21 protein-coding genes are annotated in these 24630 nt (G+C 39.3%); 9 read left to right on the forward strand and 12 right to left on the reverse strand.

Translation table 11 applies throughout. The features are described 5' to 3' along the window. Nucleotides 1–134: 134 nt before the first annotated feature. Nucleotides 135–1313: an IS4 family transposase gene (locus tag AC0VZ4_RS03580; RefSeq protein ID WP_475440808.1), complete on the reverse strand. Its 1179-nt coding sequence runs from the start codon at nt 1311–1313 to the stop codon at nt 135–137. Between the two features lie 908 nt (nt 1314–2221). On the opposite strand from AC0VZ4_RS03580, the gene phoB reads away from it, so the two are divergent. The 3 genes from phoB (at nt 2222) to AC0VZ4_RS03595 (ending at nt 5931) form a co-directional block, all read left to right on the forward strand. Further along, nucleotides 2222–2911, forward strand: a complete 690-nt coding sequence (gene phoB / locus AC0VZ4_RS03585; RefSeq protein ID WP_006791869.1) for a phosphate regulon transcriptional regulator PhoB — start codon at nt 2222–2224, stop codon at nt 2909–2911. 199 nt (nt 2912–3110) lie between these two features. After that, on the forward strand, nt 3111–4418 hold the full coding sequence (gene phoR / locus AC0VZ4_RS03590; RefSeq protein WP_475440932.1) for a phosphate regulon sensor histidine kinase PhoR: 1308 nt from the start codon (nt 3111–3113) through the stop codon (nt 4416–4418). A 544-nt stretch (nt 4419–4962) separates the two neighbouring features. After that, complete coding sequence (locus tag AC0VZ4_RS03595) at nt 4963–5931, forward strand: PstS family phosphate ABC transporter substrate-binding protein (RefSeq protein WP_007377489.1); 969 nt, start codon at nt 4963–4965, stop codon at nt 5929–5931. Between the two features lie 96 nt (nt 5932–6027). Here AC0VZ4_RS03595 and AC0VZ4_RS03600 read toward each other — a convergent pair whose 3' ends face one another. From AC0VZ4_RS03600 to sfsA, 8 genes are all read right to left on the reverse strand, one after another. After that, nucleotides 6028–6264: a hypothetical protein gene (locus tag AC0VZ4_RS03600; RefSeq protein ID WP_475440933.1), complete on the reverse strand. Its 237-nt coding sequence runs from the start codon at nt 6262–6264 to the stop codon at nt 6028–6030. A gap of 32 nt (nt 6265–6296) precedes the next feature. After that, nucleotides 6297–7145 (reverse strand): pantoate--beta-alanine ligase, encoded by an 849-nt coding sequence (gene panC, locus AC0VZ4_RS03605; protein WP_475440934.1) that lies wholly within the window; start codon nt 7143–7145, stop codon nt 6297–6299. Further along, nucleotides 7145–7939, reverse strand: a complete 795-nt coding sequence (panB, locus tag AC0VZ4_RS03610; protein WP_008137984.1) for a 3-methyl-2-oxobutanoate hydroxymethyltransferase — start codon at nt 7937–7939, stop codon at nt 7145–7147. Before panB ends, panC begins: the two co-directional genes overlap by 1 nt. Nucleotides 7940–7969: 30 nt before the next feature. Next, nucleotides 7970–8455: a 2-amino-4-hydroxy-6-hydroxymethyldihydropteridine diphosphokinase gene (folK, locus tag AC0VZ4_RS03615; protein ID WP_033040306.1), complete on the reverse strand. Its 486-nt coding sequence runs from the start codon at nt 8453–8455 to the stop codon at nt 7970–7972. 4 nt (nt 8456–8459) lie between these two features. Next, entirely contained in the window at nt 8460–9881 is a 1422-nt protein-coding gene (pcnB, locus tag AC0VZ4_RS03620; protein WP_007377484.1) for a polynucleotide adenylyltransferase PcnB, read from the reverse strand. A gap of 146 nt (nt 9882–10027) precedes the next feature. After that, nucleotides 10028–10972 carry a tRNA glutamyl-Q(34) synthetase GluQRS gene (gene gluQRS / locus AC0VZ4_RS03625; RefSeq protein ID WP_475440935.1) on the reverse strand — a complete coding sequence of 315 codons (945 nt, stop codon included), beginning with the start codon at nt 10970–10972 and terminating at the stop codon, nt 10028–10030. A gap of 20 nt (nt 10973–10992) precedes the next feature. Next, nucleotides 10993–11436 (reverse strand): RNA polymerase-binding protein DksA, encoded by a 444-nt coding sequence (gene dksA, locus AC0VZ4_RS03630; RefSeq protein ID WP_007377481.1) that lies wholly within the window; start codon nt 11434–11436, stop codon nt 10993–10995. Between the two features lie 304 nt (nt 11437–11740). Further along, nucleotides 11741–12460 (reverse strand): DNA/RNA nuclease SfsA, encoded by a 720-nt coding sequence (gene sfsA / locus AC0VZ4_RS03635; RefSeq protein WP_475440936.1) that lies wholly within the window; start codon nt 12458–12460, stop codon nt 11741–11743. 123 nt (nt 12461–12583) lie between these two features. Here sfsA and pepB point away from each other — a divergent pair, with 123 nt between their 5' ends. The 3 genes from pepB (at nt 12584) to tnpC (ending at nt 16368) form a co-directional block, all read left to right on the forward strand. Then, entirely contained in the window at nt 12584–13879 is a 1296-nt protein-coding gene (pepB, locus tag AC0VZ4_RS03640; RefSeq protein WP_475440937.1) for an aminopeptidase PepB, read from the forward strand. A gap of 189 nt (nt 13880–14068) precedes the next feature. Next, entirely contained in the window at nt 14069–14635 is a 567-nt protein-coding gene (locus AC0VZ4_RS03645; protein WP_007377478.1) for a phosphoribosyltransferase, read from the forward strand. A 293-nt stretch (nt 14636–14928) separates the two neighbouring features. Next, nucleotides 14929–16368, forward strand: coding sequence for an IS66 family transposase (gene tnpC, locus AC0VZ4_RS03650; RefSeq protein ID WP_475439674.1), 1440 nt, complete (start codon nt 14929–14931; stop codon nt 16366–16368). Between the two features lie 122 nt (nt 16369–16490). On the opposite strand, the gene rdgC is transcribed toward tnpC, so the two are convergent. The 3 genes from rdgC to AC0VZ4_RS03665 form a co-directional block, all read right to left on the reverse strand. Next, complete coding sequence (gene rdgC, locus AC0VZ4_RS03655) at nt 16491–17414, reverse strand: recombination-associated protein RdgC (RefSeq protein WP_007377477.1); 924 nt, start codon at nt 17412–17414, stop codon at nt 16491–16493. An 84-nt stretch (nt 17415–17498) separates the two neighbouring features. Further along, nucleotides 17499–19265 carry an ATP-binding protein gene (locus AC0VZ4_RS03660; protein WP_475440938.1) on the reverse strand — a complete coding sequence of 589 codons (1767 nt, stop codon included), beginning with the start codon at nt 19263–19265 and terminating at the stop codon, nt 17499–17501. Between the two features lie 213 nt (nt 19266–19478). After that, nucleotides 19479–20240 carry an IS5 family transposase gene (locus AC0VZ4_RS03665; protein WP_475439610.1) on the reverse strand — a complete coding sequence of 254 codons (762 nt, stop codon included), beginning with the start codon at nt 20238–20240 and terminating at the stop codon, nt 19479–19481. Between the two features lie 428 nt (nt 20241–20668). Here AC0VZ4_RS03665 and AC0VZ4_RS03670 point away from each other — a divergent pair, with 428 nt between their 5' ends. The 3 genes from AC0VZ4_RS03670 (at nt 20669) to thrB (ending at nt 24625) form a co-directional block, all read left to right on the forward strand. Then, on the forward strand, nt 20669–21034 hold the full coding sequence (locus AC0VZ4_RS03670) for a response regulator (protein WP_188085272.1): 366 nt from the start codon (nt 20669–20671) through the stop codon (nt 21032–21034). A 228-nt stretch (nt 21035–21262) separates the two neighbouring features. After that, nucleotides 21263–23680, forward strand: a complete 2418-nt coding sequence (gene thrA / locus AC0VZ4_RS03675; RefSeq protein WP_475440939.1) for a bifunctional aspartate kinase/homoserine dehydrogenase I — start codon at nt 21263–21265, stop codon at nt 23678–23680. A 9-nt stretch (nt 23681–23689) separates the two neighbouring features. Further along, on the forward strand, nt 23690–24625 hold the full coding sequence (gene thrB / locus AC0VZ4_RS03680) for a homoserine kinase (RefSeq protein ID WP_475440940.1): 936 nt from the start codon (nt 23690–23692) through the stop codon (nt 24623–24625). Nucleotides 24626–24630: the final 5 nt, after the last annotated feature.

Here is a 24630-nt window from a genome sequence, read left to right on the forward strand (position 1 = left end):
GGTTAAATTTACAGCAGTATGTTTGGTATTTAGGCAAGGCAGAGCCTATGAAGTGTGGTTATTCCCCATAAATAGGCGATAACGTGGAATAAATGCCAAACATGCGCTGCCCGAAGGGCTGAGGGATCCCCACTTTATCCAGCGGCCTCTTTTTGATAATTAAAAATAAAGTTTTTTAAACTTTTTTCTATATAGCTTTGTGTAATACGTCTCTTACATAGCTTTATGACTTGCTTGGCTAAGGTTAAAAATGAAAGAACTCGGCGATTCTTAACACTATTTGCTTGAAATTTTATATGCCACTTTCTTTTTTCTGCTTCACACCCTATAAACCATAACGCAGTGCTCGCTATTGTGGCTATCAAGCATAATATTCCTATTCTATTTATGCCGGTGCTTTTACTAAAACGCCACGAAAAACCATATCTCAAACTTTTGTCATCGCGGAAATTTTGCTCTATTTGCATTCTTTTACTATATAAACCAACTACTCGCTTACTCGTCATTGTATTGTCTGATGTCGCGAGTAACCATGGCTCTTTCGCTAAGTTTTGATACATTTTTGTATCTTTCGTAAATCTGCTTTTTCCTTTTCTTCCTTTATTTTTTCCATGATATACGTGTAAAAATGTATCGCATGCTGTCGGGCTGGACTGAGTTAGTCTTGCTTGACCTAACGCCTTTGGTATATCGCTGGCACCAGCCCTAAGTTGTTTTAATGTATGCCATTGTGATTGCATGGCTAGTTTACACTTCATTGAGCCTCTTAATCGACCTATCATATGCCAACCAAGTTCGCGTACTTTACTATACCAAGGCGTAAGAAAGCCGCCGTCTGTTACAATATAGACACTAGGATGTCGTCCAAGCACTTCATAAAGTTCATCTAAAAACAGGCTGTTGGTTGCTGGGCTATCAAAATTCTTCTGCTCAACAATCATGTTATAAATCACGATAGAGCGCCCATCCACAAGTAAGCTTGCTCGCAGTAAGTGATAGTCGTGACCACAGGCACCGCTCCAGTCAACGGCAATTGCAAGCATTGGTAAAGAGTCGATAATAGGATGAGCTAATGCTTTATAGATAGCGACCCTTTCATTGTAGAGGTGAGTATTTTTTAAGAAGCGATCAACGCGTTTTATTTTATGTTTTACATCCACAGCGCCAGACAAATTTCTGCCGATTTCAGTTAAGGTAAGTTTATTGCCCGAAATTAATGCATTACTGCAGCTTAGTAATGTTTTTACTCTGGCATTATTGAATGGCGCTAATGCATGTTTAAAGTACTTATGGCAAACTGATGTGTCAGGCATAGCAGTTGTGACTTATGTGGGTTGTGGTGATTTACATAAGATCATAAATTGCTGTGCCTGTCACGTTTTGGGGATTCGTCAGCCCGAAGGGTTCTGCCTAGGGGCAATTTACTCTTTGTTGCTCGGTTTTTACTTAGCCCGCTAGGTTACAAACCTCACGCCGCGATTAAATCGCCCCTAGATTGAACAAATTTTAATCCTGAAAGGTCAACAGGCCCTAAGCCAGTAACTTTGTTACTGGCTTTTTTAATGTTAGCCCTTTTTATATTGCAGATTACGGTTTATTAATCAGATCACTGTATTACCAACACCGTACTTTGGGATCACGCATTTACTAACACAGCTATTTTTGGATCATTATTTTACTAAGAAAAGTACACTTTGACGCTGTTTTAGGCTTTGAAATAATCTGATCATTATTTATTTGTATAAACAATCAACAACTTATAGCTTTGACTAAGTACAACTCTGATCTGAGGGGTGATCGGCTTGGTAAAAATCTGATCCTTTATTTAAGGCTTAGTAAAATTTAGATCTATTTTTAAACGTATTGATGGTTGCACAGGCGGGTTTGCTGATTTTGAAATGGCTTTAAGGTTACTTTTAAGTCGCTGATCTGAAAAAAACATTGGTTAGTAAAATAATGATCCCAGTTAGTTAGGTGTTATTTAAATAATCACAAAAAAGCAGGTAGTGTCAAAGTTAAATATTTTATAAATCTATCGTAAACCTCTTTTTATTGCGTTAAATATTAAAAAGGTTTTAAAAATATGACGTTAATGAGGTTATTTATCACTAATTTGTGTTTTTTTTACCACCATTTTAATTTACACGTTACACTTTCATAAAAATGTCATACTTAGTCATAATAATGAAAACTAATTCGATAGCGTAAGAGATAAATTGGAATGTCACGTAAAGTACTAGTCGTAGATGACGAAGCTCCTATCAGGGAGATGCTGGTTTTTGTTTTAGAGCAAAATGGATTTCAGGCGATTGAAGCAGAAGATTATGACTCTGCAATTGCAGCTATGGTTGAACCTTATCCAGACATGGTTTTACTTGATTGGATGTTGCCAGGTGGCAGCGGTATTCAAATTGCGAAAAAGTTTAAGCAAAATGAACATACCCGCCAAATCCCAATTATTATGCTTACAGCCCGTGGCGAAGAAGAAGACAAAGTACGCGGTCTTGAAGTAGGTGCTGACGATTACGTCACTAAGCCGTTTTCCCCTAAAGAGCTTATGGCGCGTATTAAAGCAGTTATTCGCCGTGTATCGCCAACCTCATTAGAGGAAGCTATTGAAGTACATGGCCTGCGCTTAGATCCTATTTCTCACCGTGTTACCTCTGAAGGTAACGAGCTTGATATGGGGCCAACCGAATTTAGATTGCTACACTTTTTTATGACCCACCCAGAGCGTGTTTATAGCCGTGAACAACTGCTTGATCATGTATGGGGAACTAACGTTTACGTCGAAGATCGTACGGTTGATGTGCATATTCGTCGCCTGCGTAAAGCAATTGGCCCACTTGGACATGACCGTTTGGTGCAAACTGTACGTGGTGCTGGGTATCGTTTTTCAAGTAAGCTGTAATACCAAATTGCATAAATATTTGAACAATTTAACGAGTTAAATAACTCTATAACGTTGTTAAAAATTTTATTTAGAACACAACTAGAAATAAAATTTTTGCTTAGTTATAGCGCAATTTCCTTATCGTTAAATAGACCCCATTTATAAGCCAGTTGGTATAACGTGCGTGTGTATTACTACTCTAAGGTAAAGTGAGTGTATGTATCGAGTTGTTAATAAGCAGGCGTTAGTAAAACGTCTGTTTATCTATTTTTTACCTTTACTATTAATTGGTGTGCTGGTTGGCGCGCCATTTTTGCTTTTATTTTTAGGATCTTTTTCCCTCCTTATTTGGCACTATCATCAGCTTTATCGCTTGAGCGATTGGCTACTTAATCAACGCAGCTTTAATCCACCCGAGGGCGAAGGTGCGTGGGAACAAGTATTCGAAGGCATTTATCATCTACAGCACCGCAATCGTAAAAAGCGTAATGAGCTTGCTGATTTAATTCGGCGCTTTCGCGATGGGGCAGAAGCTGTACCTGATGCTGTTGTGGTACTGCAAAATGATTTAAGTATTGTGTGGTGTAATCAACTAGCACTTAAGGTGCTTGGCCTGCAGTGGCCAACTGATCACGGTCAGCGCCTTGATAACTTAATTCGCGAACCTAAGTTTGCTAAATACATGCACAAAGGTGAATTTGATGATGCCCTTGAGCTTGATAATGGACATGCGGTTGAGCAAGTACTTGAATTTAGGGTTATGCCATATGCAAGTACACAGCTAATGGTCGTTGTGCGTGATGTAACACGTTTAAAGCAGCTTGAACAAATGCGTAAAGACTTTGTAGCCAATGTATCACATGAACTACGTACGCCGCTTACAGTGGTATCTGGCTATCTTGAAATGATGGATGGCGATATGATGCCGCCGCCAGCAATGTGGGGCAAGGCACAAAAAACGATGCTTGAGCAATGTAAGCGCATGGATAGCTTGGTTAGCCAGTTATTATCACTTTCGCGAATAGAAGGTGCTAGGCGTCAAGATAACGATAAAGCAATTAATGTTCCGAAGTTGCTTGGTTACATTCAAACCGAAGGACAATCAATTAATCAGGATAAAGGTCATGAACTTGTTTTTGATATTGATGCGACTTTAGATATTAAAGGCTCTGAGGATGAACTACGTAGCGCGTTTTCTAATCTCGTTTTTAACGCTATTCATTACACCAAAGCTGGCGGCAAAGTACAGGTATGCTGGCAGCATAAAGGTGATCGTGCTTGTTTTAGTGTTACCGATAATGGTGATGGTATTGCGCCAGAGCATATTAATCGTTTAACGGAGCGCTTCTATCGGGTAGATAAAGCACGAAGCAGAACAACAGGGGGATCGGGTTTAGGCCTTGCGATCACAAAACATGTACTAACGCGCCACGATAGCAAATTAAATATTCGCAGTGAAATAGGCAAAGGTTCATGTTTTTCTTTTGATTTTTCAATCGATAAGATAGTTCCGTTGGCTAAGTAATTATACTAGGGCGTGCTGATATTTAGTGGTTGAGTTTGCAGTAGTATGTTTGGTTTTTAGGCAAGCCAGAGCCTATGTAGTGTGGTTATTCCCCATAAATAGGCGATAACGCAGCATAAATACCAAACATGCGCTGCCCAAAGGGTTCTTTCTAGGGAGGATTAACGCTTAGTTGCTCGGTTTTTACTTAGCTCACTAGGTTACAAATCTCGCGCCGCGATTTAATCGCCCCTAGATTGAGCAAATTTCAATCCATAAAGAACAACATGCCCTAATACTAATTCGCAATAATACTTAATCAATTTGAGGGATTAAACCTGGTGCTAGCTGCGTTAAAAATTTCTTATATATAACAACTAAATAACGAACTTTTTGCCTTGTTATCAACACCACTTTCTTATCTCAAAGTAGAACAACGAATTAAGCGAATTGGTATAAAAATCAAAGTCATAAAAGTGTCACTTAATAGCAATCTAACTGTCATCTACTCACTTTAGAGTGGGCAACAGTTAGTAAATGAGACGAACAAACCGGGGAACCCGACATGAAATTTAAAAATTTAGTTGCCGCAATGGGTGTGGCTGTTACAACTTTCGTATCTGCGCAAGCAGTTGCACTAGATAAAAACATTCCTGAATATCAAAAAATTAGTGGTGTTTCAGGCAACTTTTCATCGGTAGGTTCTGATACTTTAGCCAACATGATGACGTTTTGGGCTGAAGAGTACAAACGTATTTACCCAAATGTAAATATCCAAATTCAGGCCGCAGGTTCTTCTACTGCACCACCGGCATTGACTGAAGGTACAGCTAACTTAGGCCCAATGAGCCGAAAAATGAAATCAAAAGAAATCGAAGCGTTCGAAAAACGTTACGGTTATAAACCAACAGAAGTGCGCGTTGCTATTGATGCGCTAGCGGTTTATGTTCATAAAGATAACCCAATTGAAGGTCTTCGTATTGACCAAGTAGATGCTATTTTTTCATCGACTCGTAAATGTGGAGCACCAGAGCAAGTTAACCGCTGGAGTGAAGTTGGCCTAACTGGTAGCTGGGCAGCAAGAGATATTCAACTTTACGGACGTAACTCGGTATCAGGTACTTACGGTTACTTTAAAAAGAAAGCATTGTGTAAAGGTGACTTTCGTAACAACGTAAATGAACAACCAGGCTCTGCATCGGTAGTACAGTCAATTTCATCATCATTGAATGCAATTGGTTACTCAGGCATTGGTTACAAAACGTCGGGTGTACGTACTGTTCCATTGGCTAAAAAAGGCAGTAATTTTGTTGATGCGACTCTTGATAACGTTGCTCAAGGTAAATACCCGCTATCTCGTTTCTTATACGTTTACGTGAATAAACACCCAAATAAACCATTAGCGCCTATCGAAGCACAATTTTTAAAAATGGTGCTTTCGCAAGATGGTCAACAAATTGTAGAAAAAGATGGTTATGTACCACTTTCGGCAAAGCTCGTAGAAGTAGAGCTTAAAAAGCTAGGTTTAAATTAATAAACTATAAGCAATAAAAAAACCGCTCATTGAGCGGTTTTTTTGTGCCTAAAATTAAGGGCCTGAAAGATAAACAGCTCCAAGTATTTTAAACGCTTATATACCACCTAATTTTTCGGCTTGTACTTTACACTGATTGTAGCTTTCAACACATTTGCCAGAGCATACTTGTTGCTTTAAGCCTTCGCCACTTGACTGCTGTTCACAGGTAGTTTCACATTGATAGTTTTGTTGAGCACACTGGTTAAGTTCAGGGTTTTGTATTTGGTTTTGACAACCAGCTAAAAATGCAAAAGTAAGGGCAACTACGCTTGTTTTTATTAAATTGTGCATGTTTAATCCTTAAAAATGGAGTCGCAATAATATTAAATTTCGACCTGAATATTGTCGATTAATCTAACATTACCAAAATAGGCAGCAGCTAAAATAACAAACTTGGTGTCTTTGAGTGTAGCAGTTTTTAATGTATCTTGTTGAGCTATCTCAAAATAGTCTGGCTTTAGACCAGCTTGCTCTAAGCTCTGTTTAGCTAAGCTTTCAAGTTTTACGAAGTCTTTCTCGCCACTTTTTAGCTGTTCTGCGCATGTATTAAGCGTTTTAAATAATACGGTTGCAGTCGTTTTTTGCTCTTCAGATAAATAACCATTACGTGAACTCATAGCAAGGCCAGAAACTTCTCGCATTGTAGGGACACCAATCACTTCAACCGGAATTGATAAGTCGCGTGCCATGGTTTTAATGACTTGCAGCTGTTGAAAATCTTTTTCACCAAAGCAGGCATAATCAGGTTGTACTAGATTAAATAACTTAGTAACGATTGTTGCAACGCCTCTAAAATGCCCTGGGCGTGAACCACCGCAATAGCCTAATGAAATGTCAGGCACATCGACAAAGCTTTGTGCACCAAGTCCGTTAGGATAGATTGTTTCTACGCTTGGAGTAAATACAATATCGGTTTCAAGCTCAGCAAGACCTTGTTTGTCTTCGTTAAGTGTACGAGGGTAGTTATCTAAATCTTCGTTAGCACCAAACTGCATAGGGTTTACGAAAATGCTCACAACCACTTTGTCGGCCAGTGTTTTTGCTTTTTCGACTAGCGAAAAATGCCCTCGGTGTAAGTTTCCCATGGTTGGTACTAATGCCACGCTAAGACCTGCTTGTCGCCATGCTTTAATTTGGCTGCGTAATGATTTTATTTCAGTGATTGACTGCATTATTTAAACTCGTGTTCAGCGCAAGGAAATGCACCGCTTTTAACGTCTGTACAATATTTTTGAACGGCTGCAGGCATATTGCCTGTTTCGAGCAAAAAGTTTTTAGAAAATTTAGGAATATACCCAGCTGAAATACCGACTAGATCGTGCATTACCAGTATTTGGCCGTCAGTTAGGCTACCAGCACCAATACCAATAGTTGGGATACTTAGAGCGTCTGTAATGCGTTTTGCCAATGCACTAGGAATACATTCAAGTACTAATAATTGTGCGCCAGCAGCTTCTAGTGCTTTTGCGTCATCAATCATTTTTTGTGCTTTGTCTTCTTCGCGACCTTGTATTTTAAAGCCACCAAATACATGCACTGACTGCGGTGTAAGGCCTAAATGCCCGCAAACTGGAATACCTTGTTGGGTAAGCGTTTTAATACTCTCGTAAAGCCATTCTCCGCCTTCAAGCTTAATCATGTTTGCGCCAGCGCGCATAAGCTCAGCTGCATTTTTACAGGTATCACTTACGCTTGAATAGGTCATGAAAGGCAGGTCGGCAATTACAAATAATTCACGACTACCAGCGCGCACACAACGTGTATGGTATGCGATATCTTGATTGGTTACGCCAAGCGTGTCATCGCCACCTTGAAGTACCATGCCCAAAGAGTCGCCCACTAAAATAACTTCAACGCCGTTATCATGAAATAACTTTGCAAAACTGGCGTCGTATGCCGTTAACGCAGTAATTTTGTTATTCTCTGCTTTCATTTTATTTAAAGTAGAAACAGTTATTTTAGACATAATATTCCTCGCAGGCTGAGCCTAGGTTAATTACAGAGGTAATTGTTGTAAGTCGTTGAGCGGTAAATTTTTTGCAATGGTTTTTAATGCAACGCCGCTAGGTAAAATAAGTTCAGGTGCAAGCTCTAATAGTGGATACACTACAAACTCGCGATTATTCAAACCATAATGAGGCACTGTTAAGCGCTGTGTATTTATGATTTGATCATCAAATAATAGGGTGTCTATATCAAGAGTGCGTGGCCCCCAACGCTCTGCTTTTCTAACTCGACCGTGCTCAAGCTCTATACTTTGTGTTAAATCAAGTAATTGCTCTGGCTCAAGGCTTGTTTTAATACATGCAACGGCATTTATGTAGTCGGGTTGATCTTGTGGACCCATAGGTTTACTGGCGTAATAATGCGATACGCTCATAAATTCACAGTGAGGCAACTTTTTAAGCGCAATAACGGCGTTATCAAGCTGCTCTTTTGGTGAGTTTAGATTTGCACCTAAACCCAAATAAACACAATGCATGGTATTACTCAGCAGGCTTTTTAGGTGCACGACGGCGTGTGCGCTTTCGTGGTTTAGGACCGCCAGGGTGACCTAGGTTCTTAACCATCTCTTTTTGGCCGTTAATGTCTTGGCCTAGATACTGTGTCCACCATTGTGCTAATTCGGTGTGCTGTGTTTCACCTGCATCAACACGTAATAACAAAAAGTCATAAGCGGCTTTAAAGCGAGGCTGTTGCGTTAGTCTGTAAGCGCGTTGCCCTGCTCGTTTATCTAAACGGTGCTGAATATGCCAAATGTCGCGAGCACCTAGTGTAAAGCGTTTTGGAACTGCAATGTGCTGAGCGCTATCGCTCAATACTTTATTCATTGCTTGAGCAAAAGCATCGTATTCAACGAGTTGCTCTTGTTCTTGAATTTCTTTAGTTCGTGCTAATAATGGAAACCAAAGTAGCGCTGCAAAAATAAATGCAGGTGTTACTTTTTTATCGGCATTTATACGTTCATCGGTGTTTTGAAACATTTGCTGAACAAGTGTGTGCTCTAGCCCACCAGGCTTTTTATTTAAAATGCTATCAAGGTCTGGAAATAGCGATTTAAATAAACCGTATTTACGCAGCATTAAAAAGTTAGCTTCAGCTTTACCGTTTAAAAACAGTTTAAGTACTTCTTCAAACAAGCGAGCTGGCGGAATGTTATCAAGCAAACTTGCTAGTTCTGTAATTGGTTTTTCGCTTTTCGGTGCGATGCTCATATCAAGTTTAGTGGCAAAACGCACTGCACGTAACATACGAACAGGGTCTTCACGGTAGCGAGTTTCAGGGTCACCAATGAGCTCAATTTGTTTGGCTTTAATTGCAGCTAAGCCGTTTGCGTAATCATGAATACTAAAATCATTGATTGAGTAATAAAGTGCATTGATTGAAAAGTCGCGGCGCTCTGCATCTTCTTCAATACTGCCAAATACGTTATCACGTAGTAATTGACCTTGATCGCTCGATTGGCTTATTTGGTTTTTATCTTCTGGCGCTTCGTGATGTCCGCGCATCGTTGCGACTTCTATAATTTCACGACCAAATACGATATGTGCTAAGCGAAAGCGACGACCAATTAAGCGACAGTTTCTAAAAAGTTTCTTTACTTGATCTGGCGTTGCATTGGTTACTACATCAAAATCTTTTGGTTGTTGGCCCAACAATATATCGCGAATGCAACCACCAACTAGGTAGGCGTCGTAACCACCATCTTTTAAACGGTACAGTACTTTGATTGCATTTGGGCTAAATTGTTTGCGCGAAATACCATGCTCACCACGAGTGACAACAATAGGTTCACTGCTTACCGAAGCGCTTTTTGCACTGGTATTCGGGCCGATTATTTGTCGGCAAAATTGAAAAAGCTTGGAAATAATAGTCTGTCTCCTAGAAGGTGTTGATTGACTTGTCATCGCAATCAAAAATTACAGCAAATAGGGAAGTTATAACCCAGTACAAGCTGTTTAACGTAAATAGCATATATTTAGGCGGCTATCATATACCAGCAGGGTTTAAAAATTAAGTTGATGTGTTGAAATTAAGCCGTTTTTAGCGATTTTTATTTACTTAGTTGAGTAAATTGGATGGCTTGACTCGTCGGATGCTGAGAAATCTGTATTTCGGGAACGTGTGGCACCTGTTTTAAGCTAAAGTTTTTAACTCCCCAAGCGACTAATTGTTCAATATTTAAATCGATTAGATCAGCAATTACAGGTAGTCCTAAAAACTCAAATGCACTGATTAATGCAGGTTTTGGATTGTTTTTACTAATTGCGGGTGCATAATTTTGTTTAGACAGTTTAAAGCCAGGTTTGGCAACCGCTAAAGGTAAATGAGCGAATTCAGGTACAGGGCTGTTGAGTTGTTTAAACAAACTAATTTGCCGAGCAGTAGGTTCAATTAAATCTGCACCTCTTACAATTCGATTAATCCCTTGATCAATATCATCAACAACCACTACAAGCTGATAAGCAAATAAACCATCGCTACGTTTAATTAAGTAATCTTCATGGGCAAGGGGACTATTTACCGTTATATCACCTTGGATTAAGTCACTAAATTGAGTCGTTGGATGTTGTTGAACTAAGCGAAGTGCACCGGATTCAGTGCTGTGATCAAGTACTTTGCAATGTCCCTGATAAATACCACCAATGGTTTTTATTTGTTTGCGAGTACAGGTGCAACCATAAATAAGCTTTTGTTTTAAAAGTGAGTGGGTAATATCTTGATATAAAGGCAAGCGCTGTGTTTGATAAACAACCGGTTCGTCCCAGTAAAGGGCATAAGCGTGTAAGGTATTTAGAATATCGGAGTCGGCATTTTTTACAACGCGCGTAGTGTCTATATCTTCGATACGGACTAACCATTTACCTTTGTTTGCTTTTGCATCAAGGTAACTACCCACAGCCGCCACAAGTGAGCCAAAATGTAATGGCCCAGAAGGAGACGGTGCAAAACGACCGCGATATTTACGCACTGGCACAGTAACGGCTGTAGGAGACATAACTAATTAATAGAGGTTAATTAGCCGCGTCCAGATTGTTTTTCTTTGATTTCTGCAAGTGTTTTACAGTCTACGCATAAATCGGCAGTAGGACGCGCTTCTAAGCGGCGTATGCCAATTTCGATGCCACAAGACTCACAAAAGCCAAAATCATCTTCTTTAATCAGGTTAATTGTTTTTTCAATTTTTTTGATTAATTTACGTTCGCGGTCACGAGTACGAAGTTCTAAAGAGAACTCTTCTTCTTGTGCAGCGCGGTCAACTGGGTCAGGAAAGTTAGCAGCTTCGTCTTGCATGTGCGATTTAGTACGGTCAACTTCATTGCGTAAATCATTACGCCAAGCTTCTAAAATCGCTCTAAAATGTGCACGTTGTGCATCATTCATGTACTCTTCACCTGGTTTTTCTTGGTATGGTTCTAAACCGGCTTGAGCCAATAAACCATGTTTCTTTTGGTCTGGCATAACTCTCTCCTAAATCCTTAATTTAATGCCTCAGCATTAGCCGGCGGTATAAATAACAGAATCTTATACCCTAGGCAAATTTATTTTTAATTAATCGAATTAGCTTCAACCATGTTCACTGATCAAAAAGTGTATTAATAGTCTATTTACACTTTTATTAACTCATGTATTCGCTCTTTAAAACTTGCCTAGTTATGTGGGCAAAAGTTTTAAAAACAAGCTGATTTGTACAATTTAACAAGGACTATTTTCGAGTCTTTGTCATTTCAACAGTAAGACTAGTTTAATTGTTTGTATTTATACATTATTTTACAAATGCTATTTTTTTATGAAGCAAAACCTCATTTGCTGAAATCTTTGCTTTGTATGCTAATACTTCAACCCCCGCCACAATTGCTTGGCTTAATAGCATGGCGTACTTTTCATCAATATGCGCAGCTGCACTTACTGTATTTATTCCTTCATGCAAAACAGCAAACAGTAATACTGCTCGGTGACCTTGTTCGATCATTTCTATTAGTTCGCGAATATGTTTTTGTCCGCGCAGTGTTTGCGCATCTGGGAAGTAGCCTTGCCCACTTTGTGGTGCATCTTGGCTTAGTAATGTGACTGATTTAACTTCTACGTAGCAATCAGGTTTATTTTCGTCTGTGAGTAAAAAGTCTATGCGGCTATTTTCACTGCCGTACTTTACTTCGCTTTGCAATTGACTGTAGTCGAGTAGCTCGCTTATCACATTATTGTTTATTGCTTCTTCTACTACTTTATTGGCCACCGCTGTATTTACACAAATAAGCTGCGATAAATTATTTTGCGTCAGCTCTAATGAATGCGGGTATTTTCGTTTTGCGTTATCGCTCGTTGAATAAAAAGCAGCAAAGCCTGGCTCAGCGCATCCGATCATTTTACCTGTATTAGCACAATGGGCGGTAAATTCGCTGCCATCACTTAATTGTAAATCAGCTAAAAACCGTTTGTAGCGCCTTAATAAGATGGCAGGTTGCAGAGTTGGCGTGTATTTCATGATAAATTCCAAAGCGTAAATACTGCACAGCAGTGTGGTTTATGTTATTTATCTCAAGCTGTTGGGAACTTAAGCACTCTATAGTAAACTCGGTGGCACATTTAAGTGCAAGGGTATTCTAACATGAGTGAAAAATTTGTTGTTCAACTAAGCGAACAAGCAGCAGCGAGTCATTGGGGCGATAATGCGTCATTGTCTTTTAATGAGCGCGGTGCAACAGTGCATTTGTCTGAGCAAGAAACATTGAAAAATGTTCAAAAAGCAGGTCGTACTATTGCAAGCCAAGGCGTTAAAAACGTTGAACTAGCAGGCGATACTTGGTGTACAGAAAGTCAGTGGGCTTTTTATCAAGGTTTTGTAACACCAAAATCGTTAAACGGTGTTGAGTTTGTTGATAACGCACAATCAGATATTAAAGAACTTGCTCACTTAAAAATGTCAGCAATTTGGGCGCGTGAAATGGTTAACGGCACTGCCGATGACATTTATCCTGAAAGCCTTGCAGAAAAAGCGGCTGAGTTTATTCAATCATTAGCGCCTGAGCATGTAAGTTACCAAATTATTAAAGGCGATGCCTTACTAGAGCAACAATGGATTGGTATCCATGCTGTTGGTCGTGGCAGTGAACGCCCACCAGTATTGTTAGAACTTGATTACAACCCAACAGGCGATGAAAATGCTCCAGTAAGTGCAGCGCTTGTAGGTAAAGGTATTACGTTTGATTCAGGTGGTTACTCAATTAAATCAAGCGAAGGAATGCTTGGTATGAAGTGCGACATGGGCGGTGCTGCAACAGTAACTGCAGGTTTAGCATTGGCTATTAACCGTGGTATTGAAAAGCGTATTAAACTGTTTTTATGTTGTGCTGAAAACTTAATTTCAGGTCATGCATACAAATTAGGTGACATTCTTACTTATAAAAATGGCACGACAGTTGAAATTGTAAACACCGATGCTGAAGGTCGCTTAGTACTTGCTGATGGCTTAATGGCCGCAGGGGAGACTGGCGCTCCACTTATTATTGATGCCGCAACACTAACCGGTGCAGCGCTTGTTGCTGTTGGCCAAGAGTACAATGCACTATTTGCACTTGATAAAGAACTTGCACGCGAAGTTGAAGGTTTTGCATCTCAAGAAATGGAAGCGGCTTGGCCATTACCTCTTGAAAAATGGCATCAACAAAACTGCCCATCCCCTTATGCAGACACAGCGAATAGCCGTGCACAAAAAGGTGGCGGTTACGGCGGTGCATCAAATGCGGCTGGCTTCTTATCACGCTTTGTGCCAAACGACGGCAAAGGTTGGGTACACATAGATTTAGCCGCTGCGTTTAACATGGGCAGCACAAGTCAGTGGGCAGCGGGTGCAACTACTCAAGGTATGCGTACAGTTGCGCGAACTTTACTAGAAAAAGCATAGTATTTACTAAATTTATGCTTTTTATACTTTGAATAAATAGGCACCACTTGGTGCCTATTTTTTTGTACGTGAAGCAAGCAATTTTATTTCATTTGCGGTAAAATCCGTCGCCAATACCTGTTTGAGTTTAATTTCTGCTTAACTCTAAGCTGCGCTCAAGCGTTATATCCACCACTGGGGTTTCTAATTATGTCAGATAAGTGCTACATCACAGCTCAACAACTGCTTGAAGATTCGTTCCGCGTAGCGGCACAAGTATACCAAGATGGCTTTCGTCCTGATTTTATTATTGGTATTTGGCGAGGTGGTGCACCGATCGGTATTGCTGTTCAAGAATATTACGATTACAAAGGCATTGAGACTGACCACATTGCAGTACGTACTTCGTCTTATTACGGTATTGGTAAACAATCGAAAGAAATTAAAGTACATGGTTTACATTACATAGTTGAAAACGCGAATGCAGGCGATTCATTATTAATTGTTGATGATGTATTTGATTCTGGTCGTAGTATTGTTGCATTAAAAGAAAAACTTTCAGAGCTTATGCGTTTAAACTTGCCACGTGATATTCGTATCGCATGCCCATATTACAAACCAAAAAACTCAAAAGTAGATACAGTGCCAGATTACTATATTCATGAGTCTGAAGAGTGGTTGGTGTTTCCGCATGAACTATCGGGTTTAACACCAGATGAAATTATTGCAGGTAAATCTGACCTTGCAAAAATACATGATATTTTGCTAGAAAAGTAAGATTCATAAGTAATACCAACCTGCATAAATCTTTGATCAATTTAACGAATTAAATTGCACTATAACGTCGTGAAAATTTTTATTTAAAACAACTAGATACAAAAATTTTTGCCTAGTTCTAGCGTAATTCACTTAACGTTAAATAGACCCCATATACAAGCAGATTGGTATAAAAAGATAAAATAAATGTAACTATTCACCATGGTAAATTATTTTCAAAGGATCTTTTTTAACTATTGACCGATCCCGCCAGTATGCCAAGCTAGGGCTATGACCTAATAGCCCTAGCTTCAATGAATTTAAACAGCATCAACATCGACGAAATCGTTGAGAAAACCAAAGCTCAATTACAAGAAGGTAAAACTCTCACGCCTGCGCTGAAGATGTCTATTGAACTCATTCTGGTTGTCGTTGTTATGTTAGCAAGTAAATTAGGACTTAACAGTAACAATAGCAGTATCCCGCCATCAAAAGACATCAACCGAAAAAAACAAAACAAAGAGAAATCAGCCAAGTCAGCGGGTGGTCAAAAAGGCCGTGCAGGTAAAACACTAACCCAAACACAGACGCCTGATGAGATCAAAATCATCCTAGTTGAACGTGATTTTTTACCGAAAGGTCACTACCGTGAAATTGGCTTTCAAAAACGACAGGTTGTCGATATAGATATCAGGAAAGTGGTCACTGAATACCAAGCACAAATTCTGGAAAATGAGCAAGGTAAGCGTTTTATTGGTGAATTTCCAGAAGACGTTAACAGTCCTATTCAATATGGGGTTGGTGTAAAAGCCCATGCAGTTTACCTATCCCAATATCAATTACTCCCTTACAACCGCATTGAAGAATATTTTTGTGATCAACTCGGTATTCCAATCAGTGCGGGTAGTTTATTTAACTTTAATGAACAAGCAGCGGCCTTGGTAAAGTCCTCCGGCGCAGAAGCCGCGCTCAAGAAAGCCCTGAAAACGACTTATCAAGCCTTACACGTTGATGAAACGGGGATTAATATAGGTGGTAAACGACGATGGCTTCATGGTGCATCAACGACGTGGTGGACGTATTTTTACCCGCATGAGAAAAGAGGGAAAATAGCGATGGATGACGCCGATATTTTACCTCACTTTACTGGGGTACTATGCCACGACCACTGGAAACCGTATTATCAATATACACAGTGCCAACATGCCTTGTGTAATGCACATCATATCCGAGAGTTAGAAAGGGCATGGGAGCAAGACGGTATGCAATGGGCAAAGGATTTGCAAACCCTACTGACTGAAATCAATAAACATCAAATAGATAACCCCGAGCTAGATGCAGACACAAAAGCTCACTATATAGAGAAATATCAACAAATATTGGCTCAAGGTGACATTAAATGCCCTCCACCGGATAGAAACAGCCGAGTAAAAGGCCAGCGAGGCAGATTGAAACGAACAAAGTCTAGAGCGTTGTTAGAGCGGTTAAGAGATTATCAAGATGATGTCTTACGGTTCATGACGGAAACAGCGGTGCCTTTTAGCAACAACCAAGGTGAGAATGATATTAGGATGACCAAGGTTCATCAAAAGATATCTGGGTGCTTCAGAAGCATGCAAGGTGCAGAGATGTTTTGTTTAATCAGAAGCTACCTATCGACTTGCAGAAAACAGCATGTATCAGCAAGCCTAGCCCTTGAATTACTCTTCAAAAATCAGTTACCTGATATATTTATTGAAAATGTGGCTGAATAGTTACAAATAAATACGCCGTTCATTTTAAATGAACGGCGTATTTATTTCTGGCAATTAGCTATTAATACGAAAGTTTGCCTTTGCTCTTAGAATATTAAAGAGTTCTAAGTTAGAGTTCTAAGTTAGAGTTCAGGTTTAGCTAAATCGTCAGAATCACCTAAGCCAAGAGTAAGTTCTTCAAGAAGTTGCTTAATCTCTTCTGATGACAAAATAAAGTCAGCATCTAGTTTTACAGCCATATCTTCTTTTGGGATATCCGCATTTTCTTCTTTTAATGTTTCTGAGTAACTTAAGCGCTTAATAGAGCCATCATTTTGTAGCATGAACTTAACGCGTTCTTGCCAATCTAGAGCAAGTTTAGTTACGCGTTTGCCACTTTCAAGATGTGATTTAACTTCGTCACACGACAAGTCATGACCTTTAAGCTTTACCTGTGCTCCGCTGTCATCTGCTTCTTCAAGCTCTGCGTCTGAGCCTATAGCAAAGCCTTCCGGTGTACTAAAGTTAGTTAACCAATCAGTTAAAAATACATCCAAGTCGTAGTTTGCAAATGCAGGTACTACTGGTAGCGTACCAAGTGATTTACGAAGCAATGCAAGTAGCTCTTCGGCTTTATTAAAGCTGCCACTATTAACAACTACCCAGCCATTTTCTTGGTCGATAAATGCAAATTGTAAGCTCGATTTTTTAAATGCTTGAGGTAGAAGAGCATGAAGAATGTTTTCTTTTAATTCGTCTTTTTCTTTTTTCTTAACTGGACGGTTTTCTTCAGCTTCAATTAAGTCAATTTTTTCAGCGACAAGTTCATTAATAACTGATGCTGGTAGTACCTTTTCTTCACGTTTAGCGCAGACTAAAATACTTTTTTGAGAAAAATGCGATAGTGTTTCACCGTGCTTTCCAAATGCTTTTGTCCAACCAAATGTAGAAAGCTCCTGGCCTGTACATGGACGAAATAAATCTTGCTCTAATGCTTTGTCGAAATCTTCTTGCGTGTATGAAACGTCTTGTTTAAAGCGATAACATATAAGGTTACTAAACCACATAGGGGTACTGATCCATTTGAAAAATTTGCACAATCATAACAATAAAATCACTATCTCGAAATGCTTGATTTTATTCCTGCCAATTTAATTCTGATTAAAAATAGGCAGGGGTTTAGGCATGTTTTTAGGGAATTGTATATGGTAGTGCAAACCCTCACCTGGTTCGCTAATCGCTTCAATTGAACCACTTAAAGTTTGTTTTACTAAATTGAACATTATATGTGTACCAAGCCCACTACCGCCTTGATCTCGTTTTGTTGTGAAAAAAGGGTCAAACAGCTTTTTAAGTTGTTGCTCTGTAACACCGCTCCCATTATCTTTATAATCAATAGTTAAAAATGTTTCGTCGCTGGCTATTTTTATATCTATAATGCCGTTGTTTATATTTTCAAAACCATGAATTAGCGAGTTCATTATTAGGTTAGTGAAAATTTGGCTTATTGCCCCCGCAGGTAAATTTAAAACTAAGTCATCAGGACATTCTAGATGAAGTTTATGAGACGTTTTTTTGAGTTTGGGATGAAGTGAATGGATCACCTCGTTCACGTAGTCTTTAAAATTGATCGTTCTTACTGCATCACTTGCCTGATCTACGGCTATTTGTTTAAAACTTGCAATTAGTTCTGAGGCTCTATCAAGGTTAGTTGTAAGCAAACTCGTACTTTGCTTTGCGTCATTAATGAACTCTTCAAGGGCTTTCGGCGAAAGCGTTTTTTCTTTATAGGCGGCTTCAAGCTGATTTAAGCGTTCTTGTAAAAACGAAATTGCAGTCACCCCAATTCCTATAGGGGTATTTATATCATGAGTTATCCCAGCAACGAGTCCCCCTAATGCAGCCATTTTTTCAGTGCCAAGTAAGCGTTCTTGTGCAAGACTTAATTCTTCAACATAGCGTTCTAGTTCAGTTTGTTTTGTTAGCAGCTCTTGCTCTGTACTTCTACGAAGATCAACTTCGTCAGTAAGTACAATTTTTTGTTTTTCTAATTCATATTTTTGCTGCTGTAGATCCATCATTGCTTGGCTTAAATTTGATGTTTTACGTGCTACATCTTGTTCTAATTGAATGTTATGTTGATCTAGCTTCTCATTACTAATAATGAGTTCTTTTTGTGCTTGCTCGAGCTCTAGACGGTATTGGACTACTTTATCTATTAATTTATTAAACGATTGTTCCATAACGTTGAGTTCATTATGCTCCTCCGTTTCGATTTCTATATGTTGCCCTTCAAGTTCGTCTAATTCGAGGTTTTCTATTTGATCTGTTAGCTGAGATAAAGGGTCTGTGAGTAACTTTCTAAATGCCATTAGAAATAGAATGATTAAAAAAGTAGTTTTAATCATTGCGTTACCAATCAAAAAGTAGATTGAAACCATGATTCGACTAAAAACGACTTCACGACTAGAAAATAACGTCACATCGCCAACTTGCGTTGCTCTGCCTGAAAACTCAAAAATAAGCGGAAAAGTATAACCAAACAAACCAGACTTAGAGTCCTCTAACATGACTTCTTCTTGTACTAGCTGTTGGCTGTAAAGTTTATGTATATCGAGAGAACGGCCGAGTTGCGAAATTACTTCACCACTATCATCACGGACAATAATACCTTCAATCATAGGAATAGCTAACAGACCTTCTGCAGTTGTTATGGTTTGCTTTATATTCAGCTCCCAAATAGCGCGGGTTAGGCTTCGGCTAAAGGTTTTTTGTAAAGTAGTTAGCTCGTCTCTTATATAGTCCTTAGTGTTTACATATTCGGCAATAACTTGTCCGCAAGTGACCACAAAGGTAAGCAAAAAATAGACCGATAGCACACTGGTCAGCAACTTTTTAGAAAGGCTTTGTTGTAACATAAGTGATTTATGGTTCCTTGGGTTGAGTTAAATAACTGCGGTTTATATAAAAGCTAGTCAATAAAGGCGTAAAAATAAATAAAAATAAATAAAAATTAATTTTTACTTATTAAAAAGTGTTAAAAGTCGGAAATGTATCTCAGATATTTAACTTTCCCCCCTTAGTTAAATAATGATTTCTGTTAGGGGCTGTTGATCTTTGTAGTATATATATTAATCAGCCCATATTGGTAGCCACATCATAGTGAATGCTAAAGCGAGCATGGAATGATAATTCCGCTCAAGCTTTTCATACCGTGTGGCTATCCCTCTATATTGTTTGATCCGACCAAAGGCATTCTCAACTAAGTGCCTATATTTGTACATGCACCAGTCAATATCTTCATTACCCACTAAACTGTTATCCTTGCGTGGAATAACGGGTGTAGCGCTATTGTCACGAATAAACTCTCTTAGTTTTTCACTATCGTAGCCTTTATCTGCGACAACAACATTACTCGTTGGGCAATTGGCTACAAGTGACTCTGCATGGACGATATCATGCGTATTTCCACAGGATAATTCATAATAAACAGGCAATCCTCCGCTATCTACTGCAAGATGAATTTTAGTCGAATTACCACCTCGACTCTTACCGATTGATTCATTGTCAGCGGTTCTTGCACCGCAACTATGCTGGTGAGCCCTGACAATACTGCCATCAATAAAGATCCAATCCATATCAGCATAGTGGGATAACACTCGAAATAATTCATTCAAAATATCTTTTTTGGACCATAAATTAAATCGTCTATAAATAGCACTCCACGAGCCGAAATAAGACGGTAAATCTCGCCAAGGAATACCGGTACGCATCTTATAGAGTATGCCTTCGAGCGTTTTTCTATGCTCAGGCTTATTATAAATTCGACCACTTAAGTGCATTACTTTTGATAAGACATTCCATGTCGCGTCTGTTAACATTAATCTTGGCATGAGGGTTCGGTGTAACGTTTTTTAGCGAATTCAATTATACCTTATCCTTATGCTGTTTGTTTTTTATACCGCAAAGATCAACACGCCCTAATGTAATCAAAATTTATTTTCTGATTACATTAAGTCTTTAGCTTTATTTCACTTCGGCATGTTTGATTTCAAGCAAGGAATGCATAACCAGAGCCCGACATTTTTACTTAGCGGTTAGGTTACAAACTTTGTATCTGATTAGCTACCGAAATGAGCACGTTTAGTTATGTAAGAACAATACGCCTAGTACTATAGTTTATCGTAGGGTGAAAATTTAAGAGTAAATAATTACCATTACTTTGTTTGCTTATAAAGAGACCGTGATAAGATAAAATAAAGTTGCTATGGATAGCTGTTTTTTAACAAATTTAATTACGCTTAATACAGTAGTAAATATTATGAATTTTTCTATTTTAGTATGTGATGACTCAACCGTGGCTCGTAAGCAAGTTATTCGATGTTTGCAGCAATGTCTTGATGCAGATATTCAGCAAGCAATAAATGGCGCACAAGCTATTGAGCTATTAAATACTCATAATTTTGATTTGTTATGTTTGGATTTAACTATGCCTGAAGTTGATGGAGTTCAAGTGCTTGAGTATATCAAAGCTAATAAAATAGAGTGTTTTGTGCTCGTCATATCGGCAGATATTCAAGACAAAATGAAGTTACGAGTTACTCAATTAGGCGCTATCGATTTTATAAATAAACCAATAGATAAAACCCGCATGAATAATATTTTGCATAAATTTGGCATTCATTAGGTTTTTTCATGTTCAAAAAGGCTGTTTTATCTTTTAATTTGGGGTTGACAGTATAGCCTTTGTTAAGGCAGTCTTAACCTATGAAAACAATTAATCGCGTACTGACCATTATTATTACAACCACCATTCTTACTGGATAGTGGCATAGGTCGGTGCAACAAATTTAAAGGCCTGTGTTCACTTAGAACACAGGCCTTTTTTCGTTTTATGGGATGAGGAACATAAACAATGCGCGTTTTAAAATTTGGAGGCTCGTCGCTTGCCGACTTTACTTGCCTTCAGCAGGTAGCTCAATTAGTTAAAACACAGCTAAAAGATGAAATGTTATTGGTGCTTTCTGCTCCAGGTGGAATGACCGATTCATTAGTTGCGTTAGCAAGTGAGGCAGAGCAAGGCTTAGATTTTTCGCAGCAATGGCAAGCATTAGCTAGCCGTTGTGAAGGCTTGAAAGCTGACGTTGAAAAAAGTGGCGTAGTAGTTACAAGCTGGCCAGACCTAAGGGAACTTAAAAATAAATTAGATGGCGTGTCGCTTATACAGTGTTGCCCTGATCAAGTTCGCGCATTTGTAATTAGCTTTGGAGAGCGCGTTAGTGTTTCTTTAATGCAGGCTTTATTGAACTCGCAAGATGCAAAGTACTTAGAAGCAACAAGCTGTATTGCTTCAACGGGTGGCTACATTGATGCAGAAGCTGATTTAGTGGCAAGTAAAGCTCGCTTTCAAGCTGTGCTTAAAGAAAACCCTGCAACTATTTATATCATGCCTGGTTTTACGGCGAGTAATGATAAAGGTGAGCTTACAACGCTTGGCCGTAATGGTTCAGATTACTCAGCAGCTATTGCTGCGGCATGTTTAGAAGCTGAGATTTGCCAAATTTGGACTGACGTTGATGGCGTATATAGCGCTGATCCTCGTTATATTAAAAAAGCCACTAAAGTAGATTTTTTATCTTATAAAGAAGCGATGGAGCTTTCTTACTTTGGTGCAAAAGTACTTCACCCTAAAACAATCTTACCGTGTGCTAAAGCAGGCGTGCCATGTGAAATTAAAAATACGCATAACCCAGACGCACAAGGCTCATTAATTGGTAACGATTATTCATCTGATGAGCCCGTAAAAGCGCTTTCTAGCTTACAAGACCTTGCAATGTTAACTGTTTCAGGCCCTGGCATGAAAGGTAAAGTAGGCATGGCGTCTAAGGTATTTAACGCGCTTGCTCACGATAACGTATCAATTGTATTGATCACGCAATCATCATGTGAATTTAGCATTAGTTTTTGTGTGCACGAAACAGACCTAGCACTTGCACTCGATGCGCTACAAACTGCATTTGAGCTTGAATTACAAGCAGGGCTTATTGAGCCTGTACAAGTGCAGCGCAATTTAGCCATTGTTACTTTAGTGGGCGATAACATGCGCGCACACCGTGGTTTAGCAGCTAAGTTTTTTGCATCGCTTGCACAAGCGCAAGTAAATATTGTGGCAATTGCACAGGATTCTACAGAAAGTGCTATTTCTGCGGTAATTGATGGTGAGTTATGTAATGACGCCGTAAAAATATGCCATGAAAACTTTTTCACACATGTGCCGTCAATTGATGTGTTTTTACTAGGTTGTGGCTTAGTAGGGCAAGAGCTTATTAATCAGCTTGAACGTCAACAAGCTTGGCTTGAAAAGCGTAATATTAAACTCAACTTGTACGGTGTTGCTAACTCTCGTCAATTACACCTTGATAACGAAGGCATTGCTTTTAGTGATTGGCAGCAAAAATTAGCCTCATCTGAGCAAGCATTTGATTTAAAGGTAGTAGAGCAATTTGTTAAGCAAAACCACTTAGTGAATCCGGTATTAGTAGATTGTACATCTTCAGATGCACTTGCTGCGCAGTATGTAGACTTTTTAAATGCAGGCTTTCATGTAGTTGCTGCTAATAAAAAAGCAACAACAAGCTCATACACGTATTACCAAGATTTAATTGCGGCAACGCAAAAGAATAATCGTAAATTTTTATACGAGACTAACGTTGGTGCAGGCTTACCAGTAATCGATAACTTACAGTCGCTATTTGGTGCGGGTGATGAGTTATTAGAGTTTAGCGGTATTTTATCAGGCTCACTTTCGTATATGTTTGGCGCACTTCAAGATGGTTTATCACTTTCTGAGGCAACTATTAAAGCCAAAGAAAGCGGTTTTACTGAGCCAGACCCTCGTGATGATTTATCGGGTACCGATGTAGCACGTAAGTTATTGATCATTGCTCGCGAAGCCGGCATGAAGTTGGAGCTAAGCGATATCGAAGTTGAGTCAGTATTACCACAAGGTTTTGCACAAGGTGATAGCGTTGATGAGTTTATGGCAAAACTACCAAGCCTAGATGCTGATTTTAATGACCGCATTCAAAGTGCTGCGAGCGAAGGTAAGGTACTTCGTTATGTAGGTACAATTAAAGAAGGTCACTGTAAAGTAGGTATTGAGGCTGTTGATGAAAAACATGCGCTTAATGTAATTCGCGATGGCGAAAACGCGCTGGCTATTTTAAGCCAATACTACCAGCCACGTCCGTTTGTAATTCGTGGTTATGGTGCCGGCTCTGAAGTAACAGCAGCGGGTGTATTTGCTGATATTTTAAAAACACTATCGCGCTAGGAGCTCGTTATGATTGAAGTATATGCTCCGGCGTCTATTGGTAATTTTGCAGTGGGTTTTGATGCACTTGGCGCAGCGCTTGCGCCAATTGATGGTAGTTTATTAGGCGATGTAGCTGTTGTAAGTGCAGCACCAAGTGACGAATTTATTTGTACTGGCGACTACGCTCACAAGTTACCAAGTGATGCGAATGAAAACTTAGCGTACCAGTGTTTAGTGCATTTTAGAGCGCATGTTGCGCCTAATATGCCAAGCGTAAAGCTCGAGCTTAAAAAAAATTTACCAATTGGATCTGGACTTGGATCCAGTGCATGTTCGGTAGTGGCTACCTTTGCAGCTCTTGATAAGTTTGCACAAACTAACTTGAGTCAGGTTGAGCTTATTGAGCTTATGGCTGACTTTGAAGCTGTGGTAAGCGGCGGTCGTCATTACGACAACATCACGCCATGTTATTTAGGTGGTTTGCAATTAACAGGTGATTTAATCCCTGATAAATCGATTGCACTGCCTGTTGATGATAATTGGTACTACGTTGCTGCGTTCCCTGGTTTTTCACTCAACACTGCAAAAGCGCGCTCGGTTTTACCAAAAGAGTTGAGCATGCATGCAAGTGTTGAGTTTGCACAGCGTTTATCGGCATTTAGTAGCCTACTGTTAACTAACCGTTTTGACGATGCGCTAAGCATAATGAAAGATGAAATAGCAGAACCTTACCGCGCACCGCTTATTAAAGGCTTTAGTGAAGCTAAAGCAAGCTTGCCAACGCTGGGCGCTGAAATAGTGAGTATTTCGGGCGCAGGACCCACCTTGTTTAGTGTATGTAAAACACTTGAAGCTGCGCAGCAATGCGCACAGTGGTTAGAGGAAAATTACATTAACGAGCAAGGCTTTTGCCACATTTGTAAATTAGATAACGACGGCACGCGTCAATTAACAGTTTTATAGGATAG

It is taken from the genome of Pseudoalteromonas sp. QJM3NY_22, from assembly GCF_056173065.1.

Coding starts and splice junctions, on each gene's coding strand:
- AC0VZ4_RS03580 (WP_475440808.1), bottom strand. CDS start 1,313: ATGCCTGACACATCAGTTTGCCATAAGTACTTTAAACATGCATTAGCG.
- phoB (WP_006791869.1), top strand. CDS start 2,222: ATGTCACGTAAAGTACTAGTCGTAGATGACGAAGCTCCTATCAGGGAG.
- phoR (WP_475440932.1), top strand. CDS start 3,111: ATGTATCGAGTTGTTAATAAGCAGGCGTTAGTAAAACGTCTGTTTATC.
- AC0VZ4_RS03595 (WP_007377489.1), top strand. CDS start 4,963: ATGAAATTTAAAAATTTAGTTGCCGCAATGGGTGTGGCTGTTACAACT.
- AC0VZ4_RS03600 (WP_475440933.1), bottom strand. CDS start 6,264: ATGCACAATTTAATAAAAACAAGCGTAGTTGCCCTTACTTTTGCATTT.
- panC (WP_475440934.1), bottom strand. CDS start 7,145: ATGCAGTCAATCACTGAAATAAAATCATTACGCAGCCAAATTAAAGCA.
- panB (WP_008137984.1), bottom strand. CDS start 7,939: ATGTCTAAAATAACTGTTTCTACTTTAAATAAAATGAAAGCAGAGAAT.
- folK (WP_033040306.1), bottom strand. CDS start 8,455: ATGCATTGTGTTTATTTGGGTTTAGGTGCAAATCTAAACTCACCAAAA.
- pcnB (WP_007377484.1), bottom strand. CDS start 9,881: ATGACAAGTCAATCAACACCTTCTAGGAGACAGACTATTATTTCCAAG.
- gluQRS (WP_475440935.1), bottom strand. CDS start 10,972: ATGTCTCCTACAGCCGTTACTGTGCCAGTGCGTAAATATCGCGGTCGT.
- dksA (WP_007377481.1), bottom strand. CDS start 11,436: ATGCCAGACCAAAAGAAACATGGTTTATTGGCTCAAGCCGGTTTAGAA.
- sfsA (WP_475440936.1), bottom strand. CDS start 12,460: ATGAAATACACGCCAACTCTGCAACCTGCCATCTTATTAAGGCGCTAC.
- pepB (WP_475440937.1), top strand. CDS start 12,584: ATGAGTGAAAAATTTGTTGTTCAACTAAGCGAACAAGCAGCAGCGAGT.
- AC0VZ4_RS03645 (WP_007377478.1), top strand. CDS start 14,069: ATGTCAGATAAGTGCTACATCACAGCTCAACAACTGCTTGAAGATTCG.
- tnpC (WP_475439674.1), top strand. CDS start 14,929: ATGAATTTAAACAGCATCAACATCGACGAAATCGTTGAGAAAACCAAA.
- rdgC (WP_007377477.1), bottom strand. CDS start 17,414: ATGTGGTTTAGTAACCTTATATGTTATCGCTTTAAACAAGACGTTTCA.
- AC0VZ4_RS03660 (WP_475440938.1), bottom strand. CDS start 19,265: ATGTTACAACAAAGCCTTTCTAAAAAGTTGCTGACCAGTGTGCTATCG.
- AC0VZ4_RS03665 (WP_475439610.1), bottom strand. CDS start 20,240: ATGCCAAGATTAATGTTAACAGACGCGACATGGAATGTCTTATCAAAA.
- AC0VZ4_RS03670 (WP_188085272.1), top strand. CDS start 20,669: ATGAATTTTTCTATTTTAGTATGTGATGACTCAACCGTGGCTCGTAAG.
- thrA (WP_475440939.1), top strand. CDS start 21,263: ATGCGCGTTTTAAAATTTGGAGGCTCGTCGCTTGCCGACTTTACTTGC.
- thrB (WP_475440940.1), top strand. CDS start 23,690: ATGATTGAAGTATATGCTCCGGCGTCTATTGGTAATTTTGCAGTGGGT.